Raw genomic sequence first — 20,038 nt, 5'->3', positions numbered from 1 at the left:
AGTTATAATTTTGGTGACGCGGAGTGTCTGGAATGGCTTATCTTCTGCAGCAGCTGGCGAATGCGGTTCCGCTGGCCGCCCTCTATGCCGCGCTTGCCTTCGGTTATGCCGTAGCCTTCGGCGTGACGAAGCGGGCCGACATCACCTATGGGGCGATCTTTGCCTTCGCGGGCCAGATCCTGCTGCTCTTCACCGAACTCGCCTTCAACCGCTTCTGGCTGGTGCTGCCGGCCGCCCTTGCCGTCGGCGCCTGCACTTCCATCGTCTATTCGCTGGCGGCGGGCCTATGGATCGGCCGCTCGATCATGATGCCGCTGGTCAGCAAATCGCCGAATACGGTCATCGTCGCTGCCCTCGGCATCATGATCGTGCTGATGGAGACCGCCAGGCTCGCCGCCAATACCCGCGCCATCTGGTTACCGCCATTCCTGAACGACACGGTCGTCTTCTGGAGCGACGGCCCATTCAAGGTGACGCTCACCCATATCCAGTTGATCAACACGGCACTGATGTGCGCCATCGTCGTCCTGGGTACGCTGATCCTCAGGCGCACAGCCTGGGGCCGCGTCTGGCGCGCCGTTACCGATGATCCGCTGGCAGCCGAACTCTGCGGCACCAGCGCCAACCGCGTCTTTCTCGTCGCCTATGGGGCCGCAGCCCTCGTCGCCACCATCTGCGGCATCCTTGCGACTTTCTATTACGGCTCGATGGATTTCGGCGCCGGCCTGATGTTCGGGCTGAAGGTGCTGCTGATCGCGGCGGTCGGCGGCTATTCCGATCCGTTGCGCTCGGCGGGCGGCGCTGCCGGGCTTGCCGTCGTCGAAACCATGTGGGGCGCCTACGGCCCCTTCGTCTGGCGGGATCTGGTCGTCTTCTCGCTGCTCGTCCTGCTCTTGGTCATGAGCCGCAGGGAGCGCGTCGTGCTCTAACTTATTTCCACTTGTCGCGGGCTGCGTCGTCGGCGTCTTTCGCCGCGACCCAGTCGCGGGTGGCGCCATCCCTGGCGTGCTCCTTCTTCCAGAAGGGGGCTGCCGTCTTCAGGAAGTCCATGACGAAATTGGCGCCGTCGAACGCCGCCTGCCGGTGCGGTGCTGCTGCGACGACGAGCACGATATTCTCGCCAGTTGCGATCTTCCCGTAGCGGTGGATGGCGGTGACACCGAGCAGCCCGAAACGCTGGATGGCAAGATCGCCGATGCGCCGCATCTCCGCCTCCGCCATGCCGGGATAATGCTCGAGCTCGAGGGCAGCCAGCGTCCCGCCTTCATCGCGGCAGAGGCCGGAAAAGGTGACGACGGCGCCGATGCCGGGTTTGCCTTTGGAGAGCAGATCGACCTCAGCTTGCAGGTCGAAATCCTCATGCTGGACGCGGATGGTGGGGGCGATGGTCATGATAACATCCCCAACTGCTTTGATCTCGTAGCGGAGGCTATGGAGAGGGCGTGCCGTGCCACCCCCCCTCTGCCCTGCCGGGCATCTCCCCCACTAGGAGGGAGATTACAGGCGGCTTGACCATCGTGCCCATCTACAGTTTTTCCGGGCTGCGACGTTGATTGCTTGGGGAAGTTCGTGCTTCCAGCCAATCTCCCTCCTTGTGGGGGAGATGCCCGGCAGGGCAGAGGGGGGTAGCGACACGGCACCACCATCACCGCCTCATCCACCCGTCATCGGCGGAAATATCCCGATTTCCCGCGCGCCTGATATCGGCTCGTCATGCTCGACATGCTCCATGTCGAGCGCCACGCGGATCACGTCGGGATATTGAAGTGCGGTCTCATATTCTTCGCCCAGCGTCTTCAAATGATTCAACAGATCGGCAACGGTGACGACGGAGGAGGGGAGGTCGATCTCCTCCTCGCCCTTGCCGATGCGCTCCCGCACCCAGGCGAAATAGACAAGCCGCGTCATTCCTCGTCATCCACGATATGTTTCACCCCGGCGCGGAAATAGTCGTAGCCGGTATAGATGGTCAGCAGCGCCGCGATCCACAGCAGCGCGATGCCCGTCTGCGTCGTATAGGGGAAAATCTCGTCGCCGGCCGGGCCGGCGAGCAGGAAGGCGATGGCGACGAGCTGCAGCGTCGTCTTCCACTTGGCGATCCGCGTCACCGGTACGCTGACCTTCAGCGCCGCCAGATATTCGCGCAGCCCCGACACCAGGATCTCGCGGCAGAGAATGGTGATCGCCGCCCAGATCGACCAGCCGGCGATGGTCTGGTCGGCCGCGACGAGAAGAAGGATCGAGGCGACAAGCAGCTTGTCGGCGATCGGATCGAGCATGCGGCCGATATTCGACGTCTGGTTCCAGATGCGCGCGAGATAACCGTCGAGGAAATCGGTGAGCGAGGCGATGACGAAGATCCACAGCGCCACCCAACGCGCCGTATTGCTGATCGACAGCCTGCCCTCGATGAAGAAGCAGAGAACGATCAACGGTACGGCGAGGATGCGGCCGTAGGTCAGAAGATTGGGAATGCTGTACGCACGCGATGCCATGGGATCGTTTCTCTGAATTGATGCACCGCTACAGCGCCGCGCGCCTTTTCAGACGAGCCAAGGACACTGTAACACTTTAGAACCTCCGCATCATGCTCGGGCCGATGCGGTAGATGACGGCTTTGGCTGCGGACCGTCAACATTCTTTCTGTCTTTTCACCGCCTTTGCGTGGAATTTGCGACGGACGCCGGTTATTTCGCGGCGTCGTCATGGAAATGGTTATAGACCTGCCTGGCGACGGCTTCCGATATGCCTTCCACCGCCATCAGGTCGGACAGGGCGGCGCGCGAAACCGCCTTCGCCGTGCCGAAATGCTGGAGCAGCGCGCGTTTGCGCGACGGGCCGATGCCGCCGATCTCGTCGAGCGGGTTCTTGATCATTTCCTTCTTGCGGCGTGCCCGGTGCGAGCCGATCGCGAAACGATGCGCCTCGTCGCGCATGCGCTGGACGAAGTAGAGCACCGGATCGCGCGGCGGCAGGGTGAAGCTCTCGCGTCCCGGCGGGAAAAAGCGTTCGCGCCCGGCATCGCGGTCGACGCCCTTGGCGATGCCGATCGCCGTCACGCTGTCGGTGATGCCGAGTTCGGCAAGGATGGCGCGCACCGCCGTCATCTGTCCCTGGCCGCCGTCGATGAGGATCACATCGGGCCAGGTCGGGAAGGGCATGTCGGCTGCATCGGGGGTGGCCACCTGCGCCGTCCGGTCAGGGATGCCTTCCTCCTTGATCAGCCGCGAGAACCGCCGCGTCATCACCTCCTTCATCATGCCGAAGTCGTCGCCGGGGGTGATGTCGGTCGATTTGATGTTGAACTTGCGGTACTGGTTCTTGACGAAACCTTCCGGCCCCGCGACCACCATGCCGCCGACGGCATTGGTGCCCATGATATGCGAGTTGTCGTAGATCTCGATGCGCTGCGGTGCATAGGTAAGCCCGAACGTTTCCTTGAAACCTTCGAGCAGCCGCGACTGCGACGCCGTCTCGGCAAGCTTTCGCCCATGCGCCTCGCGTGCATTGCCAACGACATGGTCGACCAGATCCCGCTTCTCGCCGCGTTGCGGCACCAGGATGGAAACTTTGTGGCCGGCCTTTTCGCCGAGTGCTGCGGCCAGCAGCTCCAACTCCTCCACCGTCTGCGACAGCATGATCTGCTTCGGCACCGGCTTGTCGTCGTAGAACTGCGCGAGGAAGGAATTCAGCACTTCGGCGCTCGAAAGCTGCGGATCGGCCTTCGGGAAATAGGCGCGGTTGCCCCAGTTCTGGCCGGTGCGGAAAAAGAATACCTGGATGCAGGAGATGCCGCCCTCATGATGGATGGCGAAAACGTCAGCCTCCTCGACACCGGCCGGATTGATGCCCTGATGGCTCTGCACATGAGAAAGTGCGGCCAGGCGATCGCGATAGATCGCCGCCCGCTCGAAGTCGAGGTCCTCGGCCGCCTGGTTCATCGCCTCGGCCATATGCGACTTCACCTTCTGGCTCTTGCCGGACAGGAAGTCCTTCGCCTCCTGCACCAGTTCGCCGTACCCCCCATCGCTGACCTCGTGGGTGCACGGCCCGGAACAGCGCTTGATCTGGTAGAGCAGGCAGGGTCGCGTGCGCGTTTCGAAGACGCTGTCGGTGCAGGTGCGGATCAGGAAGGCGCGCTGCAGCGAGTTGATCGTCCGCCCGACCGCGCCGGCCGAAGCGAAGGGTCCGAAATAGTCGCCCTTTCGCGCTCGCGCACCGCGATGCTTGAAGATCGCCGGCGCCCGGTGGTCGCCGGTGATGAGGATATAGGGAAAGGACTTGTCGTCGCGCAAAAGCACATTAAAGCGCGGCCGCAAGCGCTTGATCAGATTCGCTTCCAGCAGCAGCGCTTCGGTTTCCGTGCGCGTCGTCACGAATTCCATGTTCGCCGTCTGGCGCACCATCTGGGCGATGCGGTTGGAATGGACGCGGCCGACGGCGTAATTGTTGACGCGCTTCTTCAGGCTGCGCGCCTTGCCGACATAGAGCACGTCGCCCTCGGCATTGAACATGCGGTAGACGCCGGGACTGTTCGGCAGTCGCTTGACGAATTCGCCGATCAGTTCCGCGCCGAGGAGCCCGGTTTCATTGAGGCTGCCCGCATTCCAGTCGACAGCAGCCGTAAGCGGCGCGGCGACGGAAGCGTCGCCTTCCACCTCGGTATCGTCTTCGCTCTCGTCCGTGTCGTCGTAGAGAACGCCGCCATCCGGCAGCTTTCGTCCGTTCATTCCGTAATCTCCGCCACATCGGGCGTCTGCCAGGCGAGGTGCTGGCCGCCGTCGAGGGCAATCATCTGGCCGGTGATCGAGGGCGTGTCGTAAAGGAAGCGAATCGTTTGTCCGAATTCCTCCAGCGCCGGCCCTCGCTGCAAGATAAGGGCTGAGACCTGCGCTTGGAAGTCCTCCATCGCCTGCCGCTCGCTCGGCATCGAGGGGCCGGGGCCGATGGCATTGACGCGGATGCGTGGCGCCAATGCCTGTGCAAGCGTCTGTGTCGCCGTCCACAGCGCCGATTTGGAGAGGGTATAGGAATAGAAGCTGGGTCTCAGTGCCCAGACCCGCTGGTCGATGATATTGACGATCAGCCCCGCTGCCTCAGCGGGCATCTGCTGCGCGAAGGCCGCCGCAAGGATAGAGGGCGCACGGACATGCAGGTCGAAGTGCACTGCCCAGGTGGCGGCATTGAAACTACGCGCTGAATCATGCTGGAAGACCGACGCATTGTTAACGAGCAGATCGAGCGGCCCGAGCGCTTCCGACGCCCTTGTAATGAGCTCACCCGTTTCGCCGATATCGGTGAGGTCGGCCTGCAGGGCGATTGCCCGATATCCCTTCCGCCGCAATTCCGCCACCAGCTCTTCGGCCTCACCGATGGAGCCGTTCGCGTGGATGGCAACGGAAAAGCCATTTGCAGCAAGGTCGTCGGCGATTGCCCGGCCTATTCTTTTAGCAGCCCCTGTTATAAGGGCCGAGCGAAGTCTTTTGTGGTTCAAGATCGTGCCTTCTGATCCCGCGAGTCTGTCTGCAAACTATATAGGGGCCGACGGAGATTATATAAATAGGCCGTTGCGGTTGCGTCGGGGAGGGGGATATTCTATGTATTATTTAAGAATGCGATTTCTTAAAATAAGTATTTTAAGTTTAACACTTCAGTAGGGTTAATGAAATGTATGTTGCGCTAAAGCAACATCGAATTTCAGCCATGCGGCAGCCACAATGATATCACAATTTGGCTCTTTCAAATCCGCATTTGAGTTCCAATTTCAGTCTCGATCCGGAAGGGACATCTGGCAATATCCCGCCAATGCTTCACTGATAGACAGATGACAAGCGGCGCGGGACTGAAAGGAGATTAAGTATGCGTGTACTCATTGCTGGCCTCATGGCCTCCGTTTTTGCAATTGCGGGCGTCTCGGCAGCTCAGGCGGCCGATGCCGTGGACCAGATTCCGGAAGCACCGGTCGCCCAGGACGCACCAGTCAAGCCGGCAGGCAACTGGGAAGGCTTCTACCTCGGCGGCGCCGGCACCTACAACATGGGTGACTTCGGTTCCGACCGCCACACCTACGGTTTCGGCGGCCAGGTCTTCACCGGCTACAACTGGCAGCAGGGCCAGATCGTTTACGGTGTTGAATCCGATCTCGGCTACAGCGGCGACGACGTCTCCTCAGGCGGCGTTAAGAACAAGTATGGTTGGAACGGCTCCGTCCGTGGCCGCGTCGGCTATGACATGAACCCCTTCCTGCTCTACGGCACGGCCGGTCTTGCCATCGGCGACGTCAAGGTTTCCGACGACACCTCGGACGAAAGCAAGACGAACTTCGGCTATACGGTCGGCGCCGGCGTCGAAGCCTTCGTGACCAACAACATCACGACGCGCCTCGAATATCGCTACACCGACTACCAGAGCAAGGATTACGACCTCGACTCCGGCAGCTTCTCGCGCGGTTACGACGAGAACAGCGTCAAGCTCGGTATCGGCGTCAAGTTCTAAGCGGGTTGAATATCCTGACATGGAAAAGCCGGGCACGTCGCCCGGCTTTTTGCTGTCCGCTCGTTGCTCCAGACGCTGAGCCCGCTCAACCCTCAGACTTGAGCTCGCTATGGGCAGGGAATTTCTTGTCGAACTGCCGCTGCCAGTCGATCAGCGGCGCATGATCGGCTTCCCACTGGTCCTTGAAGCGCAGCTCGAGATAATCGAGCGTCGCGGCCAGCGCGAAATGTCCGCCATTGAGCTTCTTGCCTGTTTTCGGCGGATTGGCGCTGAGATGAGCGAGCCCGCTCGTCGCCTTCTTCCACTGCCGGTCTATCCACGGCTGATGAACCTTTTCCTCGTCGCGGAAGCGCCGCTCGTAGACGATCGCCAGCAGGCAGTCGCAGATGCCGTCGCAGAGCGCCTCGAGGATTTCCGCATCCGTGCGCTTGCCGTTCTTCGAAGGGTAGAGCCCGCCCTTCGTCAGCCGGTCGAAATAATGCATGATCGCCACGCTGTCGTATATCGAGATCCCGTCATCGGTCAGAAGCGTCGGGATCTTGCCGAGCGGATTGTTGTCCACCAGGATCGCCGGTCCGGTATTGGTGTCGACCCGGATGGCGTTTACCTCCAGGCCCAGAAAATGCGCGGCCATCCGTACCTTGTTGGAATAGGGCGAGGCGGGCGAACAAAGGAGCTTCATGGGACACCTGATGAGATTGTGGAACTGCGGCGCGGACTATTCCCGAAGCGGGTTGCCCGGTCAATCGTCCTTGACCGCCTTGTTCTCGCCGCGCAGCCAGAAGGCGCGGTGCGAGGCAAAACGGTCTTGCGCCAGATGGTCCTTCAATGCGGGCAGCAATTGGTGCAACTCATCCTTCAGCGTGAAGGGCGGGTTGACGATGACGAGGCCTGAGCCCGTCAGTCCCGTAATGCCGCGGTCGCTGCGGACGGCAAGTTCGGCGCAGAGCATTTTCGGGATGTCGAGCGCCTGCAGGGTCTCGTGGAATTCCTTGATCGGCGCGCCCTTCTTCAGCGGATACCACAGGCAATAGGTGCCGCCGGGAAAGCGCCGATAGGCCTTTTCCAGCCCTTCGGCCAGCCGCTGATATTCGTCCTCTTCCTCGAAGGGCGGATCGACGAGGACGATGCCGCGCTTCTCCTTCGGCGGCAGATGCGCGCCGAGCGCCAGCCAGCCGTCAAGCTCGGTGATGCGGGCATGGTGATCGCCCTCGAACAGCCGGTGCAGCCTGACATAGTCCTCGGGATGCAGTTCCATCGCCGACAGCCGGTCCTGCGGCCGGAACAGCATGCGCGCAAGTTTCGGCGAGCCGGGATAGAAACGGATGCCGCCCTCAGGATTGAGTTCACGGATCGCCGAGAGGTAGGGCTCCAGCAGTTCGGAAACCTGAGGGCCGAGGTCTGCCTCCATCAGCTTGCCGATGCCATCGAGCCATTCGCCGGTTTTCTGCGCTTCTTCCAAGGAGAGGTCGTAGAGCCCGATGCCAGCATGCGTGTCGAGCACGCGGAACCCGCCATCCTTTTTCTGCATGTAACGGATCAGCCGCGTCAGCACGACATGTTTCAGCACATCGGCAAAGTTGCCCGCGTGATAGATGTGGCGGTAGTTCATTTTCGCTGATGTCCGTATGAATTCGCGTCATGGGAAATTTTTGTGGCTTTTGGCCGTGCAAGCCTTGGAATATACAAATGCCATGAACATTGCGACCCCCATCCAAGCCAAATCAGAAAAGCCGGACAACAGGGTGGGCCACACGGCCTGTCCGCATGACTGTCCCTCCACCTGCGCGCTGGAGGTCGAGATATCGGAGGATGGCCGCATCGGCCGTGTGCGCGGCGCGGGCGACCATTCCTACACGTCGGGCGTCATCTGCGCCAAGGTCGCCCGTTATGCCGAGCGGCTCTACCATCCCGACCGCCTGATGCATCCGCTACGCCGCGCCGGCGCCAAGGGGGCAGGGCAGTGGCAGCAGATTTCCTGGGACGATGCGCTGGATGAGATCGCCGAAGCCTTTGTGAAGTCCGAGGCAAGGGACGGCAGCGAGGCGATCTGGCCCTATTTCTACGCCGGCACCATGGGCTGGGTGCAGCGCGATTCCATCGATCGCTTGCGTCATGCCAAGCGCTACTCCGGCTTCTTCTCCTCGATCTGCACCAACCCCGCCTGGACCGGCTTCACCATGGCGACCGGCACGCTGCGCGGTCCCGATCCGCGCGAGATGGGCCGCACCGATTGCGTCGTCATCTGGGGCACCAACGCGGTGTCGACCCAGGTCAATGTGATGACCCACGCCATCAGGTCGCGCAAGGAGCGCGGCGCGAAGATCGTCGTCATAGATATTTACGACAATCCGACGATGAAGCAGGCCGACATGGCGCTGATCGTCAGGCCGGGTACCGACGCCGCACTCGCTTGCGCCGTCATGCACATCGCCTTCCGCGACGGTTACGCCGACCGCGCGTACATGGCGAGATACGCCGATGATCCCGAGGGTCTCGAAGCGCATCTGAAAACGAAGACGCCGCAATGGGCCGCTGCCATCACCGGCCTTTCGGTCGAGGAGATCGAAGCCTTCGCCAGCCTCGTCGGCACGTCGAAGAAGACCTTCTTCCGCCTGGGTTACGGCTTCACCCGCCAGCGCAACGGCGCGGTCGCCATGCATGCGGCCGCCTCGATCGCCACCGTTCTCGGCTCCTGGCAATATGAGGGCGGCGGCGCCTTCCATTCGAACAGCGATATCTTCCGCATGAACGGCGCGGAACTGACCGGCCGGTCGATGAAGGATGCCGATATCCGCATGCTTGACCAGTCGCAGATCGGCCGCGTGCTGACCGGCGATGCCGTGGCGCTGCGCCACCGCGGTCCGGTGACGGCTATGCTGATCCAGAACACCAATCCCGCAAACATCGCCCCCGAGCAGCGCCTCGTCAGACGCGGCTTTGCCCGCAACGACCTCTTCGTCGCCGTGCATGAGCAGTTCATGACCGAAACGGCCGAGATCGCCGATATCGTCATCCCGGCAACGATGTTCGTCGAACATGACGACATCTACCGCGCCGGCGGCCAGAACCATATCCTGCTGGGGCCGAAGCTGGTCGAACCGCCGCCGACCGTGCGCACCAATCTCTTCGTCATCGAGGAACTTGCCAAACGCCTCGGCGTCGCCGATCGCCCCGGCTTCGGCTTCACCGCCCGAGAGATGGTCGACCGCATCCTCGAATCGAGCGGCCTGCCGGGCTACGACCATTTCCTCGAACATAAATGGTTCGATCGCCAGCCTGCTTTCGAGGAAGCGCATTACCTAAACGGCTTTGCCCATCCGGATGGCAAGTTCCATTTCCGCCCGGACTGGATCAATCAGCCGGCGCCGAATAAGCCGCCAGCGGCGATCGGCGCGCTTGGGCCGCACGCCGCGCTTCCGGCCTTCCCCGATCAGGTCGATGTCATCGAAGTCGCCGATTCCGAGCATCCCTTCCGGCTCGCCACGTCGCCGGCGCGCAACTTCCTGAATTCGAGCTTTTCCGAGACCAAGACCTCCCGCCAGAAGGAAGGCCGCCCCGAGGTGATGATCAATCCGGCCGACGCCGAAGCCAACGGAATCGTCCATGGCGATCTTGTCCGAATCGGCAACAGCCGCGGCGATCTGCGCATCCACGCCCGTATCACTACCGAAGTGAAGTCAGGCGTGCTGATTGCCGAGGGCCTCTGGCCGAACAAGGCGCATGTTGACGGCGAGGGCATCAACGTCTTGACCGGCGCCGACCCTGTCGCGCCTTATGGCGGGGCGGCCGTCCATGACAACAAGGTCTGGCTTCGCAGGGACGCAGCATGATGCAGCCGAAATCACGCGTGAAGATCGTCAGCGAAGAAACACTGTCGAATGGGTGGACGCGGCTGAGCAGCTACCTCCTCGACTATATCGACCGCAAGGGCGCAACCCAACGGTTGAAGCGGGAGGTCTACCACCGCACGCCGGCCGCCTGCATCCTGCTTTATGATCCCAAGCGCGACCTCGTCGTTCTCGTCCGCCAATTCCGCCTCGCCGTTCATCTCAACGGCGATGCCGCCTGGATAATCGAGGTGCCGGCCGGCCTTCTCGACGATGACCATCCCGAAGCGGCGATCCGTCGCGAGGCGATGGAGGAGACCGGCTATCGCCTGCGCGATGCGCGCTTCCTGTTCAGATCCTATACATCGCCGGGTGCCGTCACCGAGGTCGTGCATTTCTTCGCAGCCCTCGTCGACATCGCCGACCGCGTGGCCGAAGGCGGTGGCCTGGACGAGGAACACGAGGATATCGAAGTCCTTGAGATCCCGCTCGACGAGGCGGCAGCGATGATCGAAACCGGCGAGATCTTCGACGTCAAAACGATCGTGCTCCTGCAATGGGCCATGTTGAATAGGGCAAGGCTGACGGCCTGAATCTGCGGGGCGACCGCATCGGATCATTTCCAAAGCGCAAGTTTCCGCTTTAAGGTGATACGGCGCAAAATTTCATACGACTGTCACGAAGCGGTTCTATCCGCTGCGGTCTGTCAATCATCGAATGCGGTCAGGAGAAAGCCCATGTGGCTCAGCAATTTCACCCTCGTTCTCCCAAACGAGGTGGTGAGTGAAGGTTCCGTGCGTGTTGAGGGTGGCGCCATCGCCGAGATCAGGCCGGAGCCGGTCGCCGGCGCTGCCATCGATGGCGGCGGGCGGCTGCTGATGCCGGGATTCGTCGATCTCCACGGCGACATGATCGAGCGCGAGATCGCCCCACGGCCGAACGCGACGATGCCGATCGATTTCGGTATCCACGAACTCGACAAGAAGCTTGCCGCCGCCGGTGTCACCACGGCGTTTGCCGCCGTCTCCTTTGCGACCGAAAGCGTCTACGGCCACGTCCGTTCGCTGGAGACGACATCAGCGGTGATCGAGGGCATCAATCGCCTGCGCGACGATCTGCTGATCGACCACCGCGTCCACGCCCGCTACGAAATCACCAATGTTGGTGCAGCTCCTGCGCTCGAGCGCCTGCTGAATGCCGATCAGATCGACATGGTCTCGCTCACCGACCACACGCCGGGCCAGGGACAGTACAACAACCTGCAGAGCTACATCCTCAGCATTTCCGAGCGCCGCGCCATCTCCGAGGAAATGGCGGCGGAGATCGTTGCCAAGCGCATCGCCATGCGCAGCAATCCAGACATCGAGGCCAAGCTGAAGGAGATTGTCGCGCTGTCGCTGAAGCACAAGCTGTCGCTTGCCTCGCATGACGATGACAGCGCCGAAAAAGTCGCCGAGATGCACGATCTCGGCGTCACCATCAGCGAGTTTCCGGTCACTGCACCTGCGGCGGAGGAGGCGCGCCGTCGCGGCCTCTGGACGTTGATGGGCGCGCCGAACGCGCTGCGCGGCCAGTCGATGTCGGGCAATCTCAGCGCGCTCGATGCTGCAAGGGCCGGATTGCTGAGCATCATCGCCGCCGATTATCATCCGGCTGCCTTCGTGCCCGGCATCTTCAAGCTTGCCGACATGGTGGAAGGCGGCCTGCCGGCAGGCGTCGCCATGGCGACCGGCAATGCGGCCCGTTCCGCCGGTCTGTCGGATCGTGGCGAGATCGCCATCGGCCAACGCGCCGATCTGGTCGTGGTCGAGCCGGGTGATATCAATCGCATCCGCGCCACCTTCCGCGCCGGCCGCTTCGTCTACAGCGACGGCACGCTGCATCCGTTGCGGGCGCTGGCGGCTTAAGCGCGGTCGCCGATCAGCGAAATAAGCTGGGTCTTGGGTGCGGCGGTCGAAGCCTCCGCGCCGACGGCCTTGCCGCCTTCCATCGTCACACGGCCTTCGGCAAAGAGCCGCAGCGCTTGTGGATAGATCTGGTGTTCGATGGTGAGCACACGCGCGGCAAGGCTTTCGGCCGTGTCGCCGGAAAGAACCGGCACGGCCGCCTGGCCGATCACCGGCCCCTCATCCATGCCTTCGGTGACGAAATGCACCGTGCAGCCGGCGATCCGCATGCCGGCGTCGATGGCCCGCTGATGCGTATGCAGGCCGGGAAACAGCGGCAGCAGGGAAGGGTGGATGTTGAGCATCCGGCCTTCGTAACGCTGGATGAATGTCGCCGTCAGCAGCCGCATGTAGCCTGCCAGGCAAAGAATATCGGGTTTAAGCTCGTCGAGCGCCGAAAAGATCGCCGCCTCATGCGCATCCTTGCTGGCGTAGTCCTTGCGGGGAAAAGCGAAGGTGGCGATGCCTTCGGCGGCGGCCTTGGCAAGCCCGCCGGCATCCGCCTTGTCGGAGATCACCCCGACGATCTCGGCCGGATAGTCGGCTGCCTTTGCCGCCGCAACCAGCGCCATCATGTTGGAGCCGCTGCCTGATATGAAGACGACGGCGCGTTTGCGCGGCGAGCTCATATGGCAAGCGTGCCCTTGTAGACCGTGCCGGCAGCGCCTTCTTCGCGGGCGATCATGCGGCCGAGCGTGATAACTGTCTCGCCCTCGGCTTCGAGTGCGGCGGAAACCGTCGCGACATTCTCGCCGGCAACGACGGCGATCATGCCGACGCCGCAGTTGAAGGTGCGCAGCATTTCCTTGGCTTCGACGCCGCCCGTCTTGGCGAGCCACGAAAACACCGGCGGCACCTTGACGGCGGCAAGATCGATCTCGGCCGCCAGATGCTTCGGCAGCACGCGCGGAATATTTTCCGGGAAGCCGCCGCCGGTGATGTGCGCCAGCGCCTTGATGGCGCCGGTCTCGCGGATCGCCTTCAGAAGCGGCTTCACATAGATGCGTGTCGGCTCGAGCAGGGCTTCGCCAAGCTTCTTGCCCTCGGCGAACGGCGCCGGTGCATCCCAATCGAGGCCGGACAATTCGACGATCTTGCGCACCAGCGAGAAGCCATTGGAATGGACGCCGGAGGAGGCAAGGCCGAGGATCACGTCACCCTCGGCAATATCGCCGGATGGCAGGAGCTTGCCGCGTTCGGCCGCACCGACTGCAAAGCCGGCGAGATCGTAGTCGCCGGAGGAATACATGCCGGGCATCTCGGCCGTCTCGCCGCCGATCAACGCGCAGCCGGCCTCGCGGCAACCGGCGGCAATGCCGCCGACGATGGCCGCGCCCTGGTCGGGGTCGAGCTTGCCGGTCGCGAAATAATCGAGGAAGAACAGCGGCTCGGCGCCCTGTACCACAAGATCGTTGACGCACATGGCGACGAGGTCGATGCCGACGGTGTCGTGATAGTCGGCATCGATCGCGATCTTCAGCTTGGTGCCGACGCCGTCATTGGCGGCGACCAGAACCGGATCGGTAAAGCCTGCCGCCTTGAGGTCGAAAAGCCCGCCGAAGCCGCCGATCTCGCCGTCGGCGCCGGGACGGCGGGTCGAGCGCACCGCCGGCTTGATCTTCTCGACGAGCAGGTTGCCGGCATCGATGTCGACGCCCGCATCGCTATATGTCAGGCCGTTTTTCCCAGACTGGCTCATGCTGGTCTCCGATGGCTATTTCAGGCGGCAAACGTGCCGCGTCATCTGCCGGTCGCAATTGCATGACAGGGGCTTTTATGCAAGCGCTGCATGGCAAAAGCCCCCAATTTCCCGCGTCTTCTTCCGGCCTTTCCGGGATTCGGCGCGACAGGGTTGACCATCTTTGCGCCTGCATCCTATGTGCTGAATGGCCGCTTCGGATCGCATGCGGCGTTCGGCGGCGGCGAGCGATCAGCGGGGAAGGCAATGCCACAGCAAGTCAGTGGGAACATTCTCAAGCGTCAGATCTTCTTCTGGCTGGCGGCGCTCGTCTTTTTCATCGCCTTTCTCTATGTCTTCAGCTCGATCCTGCTGCCCTTCATCGCCGGCATGGCGATCGCCTATTTCCTCGATCCGGTGGCCGACCGGCTGGAGCGGCTGGGTCTAAGCCGCATGATGGCGACCATCGGCATTCTCGTTGCCTTCGTCATCGTCTTCGCGCTGGCGCTGATGATCCTCATTCCGGTGCTGATCAGCCAGTTCAACGATTTCGCTCAACGTCTGCCGGGTTATATCAGCCAATTACAGCAGTTTATCGCGCAGGCGCAGAATTCGCTGCTGCCGGACTGGGTCGAGAACCAGATGGGCACGATCAAGGACAATCTCTCGGGCATCCTGTCGGAGGGCATGGGCTTCCTCACCGGGCTCTTTGCGCAGATCTGGAATTCCGGCAAAGCGATCGTCGACGTCATATCGCTGCTCGTCGTCACCCCCGTCGTCGCCTTCTACATCCTGCTCGATTGGGACCGCATGGTCGCCAAGGTCGACCAATGGATCCCGCGCGATTATGTCAGCGATGTTCGCCAGATCGCCAAGGAGATCGACCAGGCGATTGCCGGCTTCATCCGCGGCCAGGGCTCGCTCTGCCTCATCCTCGGCATCTATTATGCCGTCGGCCTTTCTCTCGTCGGGCTGAATTTCGGCCTGCTGATCGGCCTCTTCGCCGGCATGATCAGCTTCATTCCCTATGTCGGCTCGATGGTTGGCCTCGTGCTGGCGGTCGGCGTCGCGCTTGTGCAGTTCTGGCCCGATTATCCGTGGATCGGCCTGGTGCTCGTTGTCTTCTTCAGCGGTCAGTTCCTGGAAGGCAACATTCTGCAGCCGAAGCTCGTCGGCTCCAGTGTCGGCCTGCATCCGGTCTGGCTGATGTTTGCGCTCTTTGCCTTCGGCGCGCTCTTCGGTTTCGTCGGGCTTCTGGTTGCCGTGCCGGCGGCGGCGGCCGTCGGCGTCCTTGTTCGTTTCGCGCTTTCACGCTACCTTCAGAGTGATCTTTATTTTGGCGGGTCGCCCAGTGGCCGCGCCCGGAAGACGAAATCAGTTCCCAATGAATGACGTGAAAAACGCTGATCCGAAGCGCAAGGCCGGAGAGCAGCTGCCGCTGGTCTTTTCGCACGATGCCGCAAGCGGGCGCGACGACCTCCTGATCTCGGAGCGTCTTGCCGCCGCCGTTTCGATCGTCGATGCCTGGCCGGCATGGCCATCGCCGGTCGTCGTGCTCGCCGGCCCCGTCGGTTCGGGAAAATCGCATCTCGCCCGCATCTGGCGGGAATTGAGCGGCGCCGTCGATATCCATCCCGAGCTTGGCTCGGACGCCGCGGTTGCCGCCGCTGCCGGCCCGGTGCTGTTCGAGGACGCCGACCGCCTCGGATTCGACGACAATGCGCTCTTCCACGTCATCAACAGCGTCCGCGAAAACGGTACCAGCCTGTTGATGACCAGCCGTCTCTGGCCGATGTCGTGGCCGGTTTTGCTGCCCGATCTGCGCTCGCGCCTGAAAGCGGCAACCGTCGTCGAGATCGGCGAACCCGATGAGGCGCTGTTGTCGCAGGTGATCGTCAAGCTCTTTGCCGACCGGCAGCTTTATATAGATGACAAACTCGTGCTCTATATCGTTGTCAGGATGGAGCGGTCGCTAAACGCGGCCCAGACAATCGTCGAAAGGCTTGATCGGCTGGCCCTGTCGCGGGGCACGAAAATCACCCGGTCTCTTGCTGCCGAAGTATTGAATGAATTGGGAAATTCGGAACCGGCCGATTGACTGTCACAGTTCCGTCGTCAAACTGATATAATTGCCTTTGGCGATTGAAAACGGGGTAAGCGGACCATGGATAGTGCAGTCGCAGAACATCAGGAACTCACTCCGGAAATCAACGACAACACCCCCCCGCTGGAAGAGCTGCTCAAGAGCCCCGAGCGCTTCATCAACCGAGAATTCTCCTGGCTGCAGTTCAACCGCCGTGTCCTGGAAGAAACTTTGAATACCGAGCATCCGTTGCTCGAGCGTGTCCGCTTCCTGTCGATCTCGGCCGCCAACCTCGATGAATTCTTCATGGTGCGTGTCGCCGGCCTCGAGGGCCAGGTACGCCAGAATATCGCCATCCGCAGCCCGGACGGCAAGACGCCGGCCGAGCAGCTCGACTCGATCCTGCAGGAGATCGACCATCTGCAGATGGAGCAGCAGGCCTCGCTCGCCGTGCTGCAGCAATATCTCGCCAAGGAAGACATCCTGATCGTGCGCCCCGGCGCCCTGAGCGAGGGCGACCGCCAGTGGCTGGCCGCCGAATTCGAACAGGCGATCTTCCCGGTGCTGACGCCGCTGTCGATCGATCCCGCCCATCCGTTCCCGTTCATTCCGAATCTCGGCTTTTCGATCGGTCTGCAGCTCGTCAGCAAGAACGGCCGCGAGCCGATGACGGCGCTGCTGCGCCTGCCGGTGGCGCTCGACCGCTTCGTCCGCCTGCCGGATGATGGAAACACAATCCGCTACATCACGCTGGAAGATGTCGCCAACATCTTCATCCATCGGCTCTACCCGGGTTACGAGGTGCAGGGCTCCGGTACGTTCCGAGTCATCCGCGACAGCGATATCGAAGTCGAGGAAGAGGCCGAGGATCTCGTCCGCTTCTTCGAAACGGCGCTGAAACGCCGCCGCCGCGGTAAGGTCATCCGCATCGAGACCGACTCGGAAATGCCGGCCTCGCTGCGTCAGTTCGTCGTTCAGGCGCTCAATATCCCTGATAATCGCGTCGCCGTTCTGCCTGGTCTTCTGGCGCTGAACACCCTGTCTGAGATCACTAAGGCGCCCCGCGACGATCTGCGCTTTCCCTCCTACAATGCGCGATTTCCCGAGCGCGTCCGCGAACATGCCGGCGACTGCTTCGCCGCCATCCGCGAAAAGGACATGGTCGTCCATCACCCCTACGAATCCTTCGACGTGGTGGTCCAGTTTCTTCTCCAGGCTGCGCGCGATCCTGACGTCCTGGCGATAAAGCAGACGCTTTACCGCACCTCCAACGACAGCCCGATCGTTCGCGCGCTGATCGATGCCGCCGAAGCCGGCAAGTCGGTGACGGCGCTGGTCGAGCTCAAGGCCCGCTTCGACGAAGAGGCGAACATCCGCTGGGCGCGCGACCTCGAGCGTGCCGGCGTCCAGGTCGTCTTCGGCTTCATCGAGCTCAAGACCCACGCCAAGATGTCGCTGGTCGTCCGTCGCGAGGATGGCAAACTGCGTACCTATTGCCATCTCGGCACCGGCAACTATCACCCGATCACCGCGAAGATCTATACCGATCTCTCCTACTTCACCTGCAATCCCGTCATCGCCCACGACATGGCGAACATCTTCAACTTCATCACCGGCTACGGCGAGCCGGAAGAGGGCATGCAGCTCGCCATCTCGCCCTATACGATGCGCTCGCGCATCCTGCGTCACATCGAGGAAGAGGTCCAGCACGCCAGGAACGGTGCACCGGCGGCGATCTGGATGAAGATGAATTCGCTTGTCGATCCCGACATCATCGACGCGCTCTATCGCGCCAGCCATGCCGGCGTCGAGATCGATCTCGTCGTGCGCGGCATCTGCTGCCTGCGTCCGCAGGTGCCTGGCCTTTCGGAAAAGATCCGCGTCAAGTCGATCGTCGGCCGCTTCCTCGAACACAGCCGCATCTTCTGCTTCGGCAACGGCCACGGCCTGCCGTCCGACAAGGCGCTGGTTTACATCGGCTCGGCCGACATGATGCCGAGAAACCTTGATCGCCGCGTCGAAACCATGGTTCCGCTGACGAATCCCACCGTTCACGAGCAGGTCTTGTCACAGATTATGCTTGGCAACGTGATTGACAATCAACAAAGCTACGAGATATTGCCCGACGGTACGTCGCGTCGCATGGAAGTGCGCAGGGGCGAAGAACCGTTCAACGCGCAGCAGTATTTCATGACCAATCCGAGCCTGTCCGGCCGTGGTGAAGCTCTGAAGTCCAGTGCGCCGAAGCTGATCGCCGGCCTGCTCGAAGGCCGCAACAACAAGTAATACTGGACCTAAATGGTTGAATCTGAAGCCCAGGGGCGCCTTCCGGGGATCGCCCCGGTCTCCGTCGTCGATATTGGATCGAATTCCATTCGTCTTGTCGTCTACGAAGGCATGTCCCGTTCGCCGACCGTCCTCTTCAACGAAAAGGTCCTCTGCGGCCTCGGCAAGGGCGTCGCCCTTACCGGCAAGATGGATGAAGACAGCGTCGCGCGGGCTTTGGCGGCGCTGCACCGTTTCAAGGCTCTGTCCGACCAGGCGCGCGCTGCCACCATGTATGTGCTGGCGACGGCGGCCGCGCGCGAGGCGAGCAACGGTCCTGATTTCATCCATCAGGCAGAAACCATCCTTAACCGCAAGGTTCGCGTGCTCTCGGGCGAGGAAGAGGCAAAATTCGCCTCGCTCGGCATCATCAGCGGTTTCTACAATCCTGATGGCATTGCCGGCGACCTCGGTGGCGGCTCGCTGGAACTGATCGATATCAAGGGCAAGGAGTTCGGCAAGGGCATCACGCTGCCGCTCGGCGGCCTGCGCCTGTCGGAATATGCCGGCGGCTCGCTTTCCAAGGCCCAGACCTTTGCCCGAAAGCAGCTGAAGACGGCAAAGCTGCTGTCGAAAGGCGAGGGGCGCACCTTCTACGCCGTCGGCGGCACCTGGAGAAACATTGCCAAGCTGCACATGGAAATCACCCATTATCCGCTGCATATGATGCAGGGCTATGAGGTGTCGCTCGAAGCGATGATGCTGTTCCTCGAACAGGTGACCGCGCGCGATTCCAGGGAGCCGGCGCTGCAGGCCGTTTCCAAGCACCGCCGTTCGCTGCTGCCCTTCGGCGCTATCGCCATGAAGGAAGTCCTGAGCGCGATGAAGCCGTCGGTGATTTCCTTCTCGGCGCAGGGTGTGCGCGAGGGATATCTCTATTCGCTGCTGTCGGAGTCCGAGCGCCGCCTGGATCCGCTGCTTGCCGCCGCCGGCGAACTGGCGATCCTGCGTGCCCGTTCGCCGGAGCATGCCCGCGAGCTGGCGGAATGGACCGGCCGCATGATGCCCCTCTTCGGCATCCAGGAAACCCAAGAGGAAAGCCGCTACCGTCAGGCGGCCTGTCTGCTGGCCGATATCAGCTGGCGCGCCCATCCGGACTATCGCGGCCTGCAGGCGCTGAACGTCATCGCCCACTCTTCCTTCGTCGGCATCAGTCACCCCGGCCGCGCCTTCATCGCGCTCTCCAACTATTACCGTTTCGAAGGCCTGCATGACGACGGCGCCACCGGTCCGCTGGCGCAGATTGCCACGCCCCAGCTCATCGAGCGCGCCAAGCTGCTCGGCGGCATGCTGCGCGTCGTCTACCTCTTCTCGGCCTCGATGCCCGGCATCGTCAAGAACCTGACCTTCCGCAAGTCGTCGAGCCCGGACATCGACCTCGAATTTGTCGTGCCGCCCGAGTATCGCGACTTCGCCGGCGAACGCCTGGACGGCCGCCTGCAGCAGTTGTCGAGGCTGACGAACAAGCGGTTGGCGTTTCGGTTCGAGTAGGTCTGATTTACAACCACACTTGTGCCGAGGAGGCCCCCCTCTGGCCTGCCGGCCATCTCCCCCACAGGTGGGGAGATTACAAGTGGCATGACCTTCCCGCATCTTGAACGTCAAGCCGAGTTGAATCGCTGATTGTTTGGGGAAGCCCCTGCGCCCAGCCAATCTCCCCACCTGTGGGGGAGATGCCCGG

The 20,038-nt window shown here is 62.1% G+C and carries 18 protein-coding genes; 9 read left to right on the top strand and 9 right to left on the bottom strand.

Features of this window, described 5'->3' with window-relative positions; translation table 11 throughout:
• The first annotated feature begins 32 nt into the window (after positions 1 to 32).
• Positions 33 to 929: a branched-chain amino acid ABC transporter permease gene (locus HX898_RS27805; protein WP_180196359.1), complete on the top strand. Its 897-nt coding sequence runs from the start codon at positions 33 to 35 to the stop codon at positions 927 to 929.
• Position 930: 1 nt separating this feature from the next.
• Here HX898_RS27805 and HX898_RS27800 read toward each other — a convergent pair whose 3' ends face one another.
• The 5 genes from HX898_RS27800 to HX898_RS27780 all read right to left on the bottom strand — a co-directional run bounded on the left by HX898_RS27800 (position 931) and on the right by HX898_RS27780 (position 5,494).
• A complete protein-coding gene (locus HX898_RS27800) occupies positions 931 to 1,392 on the bottom strand; it encodes a molybdenum cofactor biosynthesis protein MoaE (RefSeq protein ID WP_180196358.1) in 462 nt (153 codons plus the stop codon).
• Positions 1,393 to 1,653: 261 nt separating this feature from the next.
• Entirely contained in the window at positions 1,654 to 1,908 is a 255-nt protein-coding gene (moaD, locus tag HX898_RS27795; RefSeq protein ID WP_017959832.1) for a molybdopterin converting factor subunit 1, read from the bottom strand.
• Positions 1,905 to 2,495: a CDP-diacylglycerol--glycerol-3-phosphate 3-phosphatidyltransferase gene (gene pgsA / locus HX898_RS27790; RefSeq protein ID WP_003547103.1), complete on the bottom strand. Its 591-nt coding sequence runs from the start codon at positions 2,493 to 2,495 to the stop codon at positions 1,905 to 1,907. Before pgsA ends, moaD begins: the two co-directional genes overlap by 4 nt.
• Before the next feature lie 192 nt (positions 2,496 to 2,687).
• Positions 2,688 to 4,730, bottom strand: coding sequence for an excinuclease ABC subunit UvrC (gene uvrC, locus HX898_RS27785; RefSeq protein ID WP_138328345.1), 2,043 nt, complete (start codon positions 4,728 to 4,730; stop codon positions 2,688 to 2,690).
• On the bottom strand, positions 4,727 to 5,494 hold the full coding sequence (locus HX898_RS27780) for an SDR family oxidoreductase (RefSeq protein ID WP_138328344.1): 768 nt from the start codon (positions 5,492 to 5,494) through the stop codon (positions 4,727 to 4,729). Before HX898_RS27780 ends, uvrC begins: the two co-directional genes overlap by 4 nt.
• Positions 5,495 to 5,859: 365 nt before the next feature.
• On the opposite strand from HX898_RS27780, the gene HX898_RS27775 reads away from it, so the two are divergent.
• The gene (locus HX898_RS27775) at positions 5,860 to 6,495 is read left to right on the top strand and encodes an outer membrane protein (protein WP_138328343.1); all 636 of its coding nucleotides are present in this window, start codon (positions 5,860 to 5,862) and stop codon (positions 6,493 to 6,495) included.
• A gap of 85 nt (positions 6,496 to 6,580) precedes the next feature.
• Here HX898_RS27775 and HX898_RS27770 read toward each other — a convergent pair whose 3' ends face one another.
• Positions 6,581 to 7,177: a glutathione S-transferase gene (locus HX898_RS27770; RefSeq protein ID WP_171599421.1), complete on the bottom strand. Its 597-nt coding sequence runs from the start codon at positions 7,175 to 7,177 to the stop codon at positions 6,581 to 6,583.
• Between the two features lie 60 nt (positions 7,178 to 7,237).
• Positions 7,238 to 8,107: a 23S rRNA (adenine(2030)-N(6))-methyltransferase RlmJ gene (locus tag HX898_RS27765; RefSeq protein ID WP_129418657.1), complete on the bottom strand. Its 870-nt coding sequence runs from the start codon at positions 8,105 to 8,107 to the stop codon at positions 7,238 to 7,240.
• A gap of 16 nt (positions 8,108 to 8,123) precedes the next feature.
• Here HX898_RS27765 and HX898_RS27760 point away from each other — a divergent pair, with 16 nt between their 5' ends.
• The 3 genes from HX898_RS27760 (at position 8,124) to HX898_RS27750 (ending at position 12,232) form a co-directional block, all read left to right on the top strand.
• The gene (locus HX898_RS27760; RefSeq protein WP_180196357.1) at positions 8,124 to 10,328 is read left to right on the top strand and encodes a molybdopterin oxidoreductase family protein; all 2,205 of its coding nucleotides are present in this window, start codon (positions 8,124 to 8,126) and stop codon (positions 10,326 to 10,328) included.
• Positions 10,325 to 10,918: an NUDIX domain-containing protein gene (locus HX898_RS27755; RefSeq protein ID WP_138387607.1), complete on the top strand. Its 594-nt coding sequence runs from the start codon at positions 10,325 to 10,327 to the stop codon at positions 10,916 to 10,918. The genes HX898_RS27760 and HX898_RS27755 overlap by 4 nt, the downstream gene beginning before the upstream one ends.
• A 144-nt stretch (positions 10,919 to 11,062) precedes the next feature.
• Entirely contained in the window at positions 11,063 to 12,232 is a 1,170-nt protein-coding gene (locus HX898_RS27750; RefSeq protein ID WP_171599424.1) for an alpha-D-ribose 1-methylphosphonate 5-triphosphate diphosphatase, read from the top strand.
• On the opposite strand, the gene purN is transcribed toward HX898_RS27750, so the two are convergent.
• Positions 12,229 to 12,900: a phosphoribosylglycinamide formyltransferase gene (gene purN, locus HX898_RS27745; RefSeq protein ID WP_029872931.1), complete on the bottom strand. Its 672-nt coding sequence runs from the start codon at positions 12,898 to 12,900 to the stop codon at positions 12,229 to 12,231. The two genes, HX898_RS27750 and purN, sit on opposite strands and share 4 nt — an antisense overlap.
• Positions 12,897 to 13,970 carry a phosphoribosylformylglycinamidine cyclo-ligase gene (gene purM, locus HX898_RS27740; RefSeq protein ID WP_138328337.1) on the bottom strand — a complete coding sequence of 358 codons (1,074 nt, stop codon included), beginning with the start codon at positions 13,968 to 13,970 and terminating at the stop codon, positions 12,897 to 12,899. Before purM ends, purN begins: the two co-directional genes overlap by 4 nt.
• A gap of 246 nt (positions 13,971 to 14,216) precedes the next feature.
• Here purM and HX898_RS27735 point away from each other — a divergent pair, with 246 nt between their 5' ends.
• The 4 genes from HX898_RS27735 to ppx all read left to right on the top strand — a co-directional run bounded on the left by HX898_RS27735 (position 14,217) and on the right by ppx (position 19,848).
• Positions 14,217 to 15,341, top strand: a complete 1,125-nt coding sequence (locus HX898_RS27735) for an AI-2E family transporter (RefSeq protein ID WP_138328336.1) — start codon at positions 14,217 to 14,219, stop codon at positions 15,339 to 15,341.
• Positions 15,334 to 16,047 (top strand): DnaA regulatory inactivator HdaA, encoded by a 714-nt coding sequence (hdaA, locus tag HX898_RS27730; RefSeq protein WP_027665286.1) that lies wholly within the window; start codon positions 15,334 to 15,336, stop codon positions 16,045 to 16,047. Before HX898_RS27735 ends, hdaA begins: the two co-directional genes overlap by 8 nt.
• A 66-nt stretch (positions 16,048 to 16,113) precedes the next feature.
• Positions 16,114 to 18,318, top strand: coding sequence for an RNA degradosome polyphosphate kinase (locus tag HX898_RS27725; RefSeq protein ID WP_062940729.1), 2,205 nt, complete (start codon positions 16,114 to 16,116; stop codon positions 18,316 to 18,318).
• A 12-nt stretch (positions 18,319 to 18,330) separates the two neighbouring features.
• Positions 18,331 to 19,848, top strand: a complete 1,518-nt coding sequence (gene ppx, locus HX898_RS27720; protein ID WP_180196356.1) for an exopolyphosphatase — start codon at positions 18,331 to 18,333, stop codon at positions 19,846 to 19,848.
• Positions 19,849 to 20,038 lie beyond the last annotated feature (190 nt).

Origin of the sequence: Rhizobium sp. WYCCWR 11128 (assembly GCF_013416305.1) — a bacterium.
Taxonomy (GTDB): Bacteria; Pseudomonadota; Alphaproteobacteria; order Rhizobiales; family Rhizobiaceae; genus Rhizobium; species Rhizobium indicum.
The sequence above is the reverse complement of the archived record's forward strand: the minus strand, read 5'-3'. Positions and strand labels throughout refer to the sequence as shown.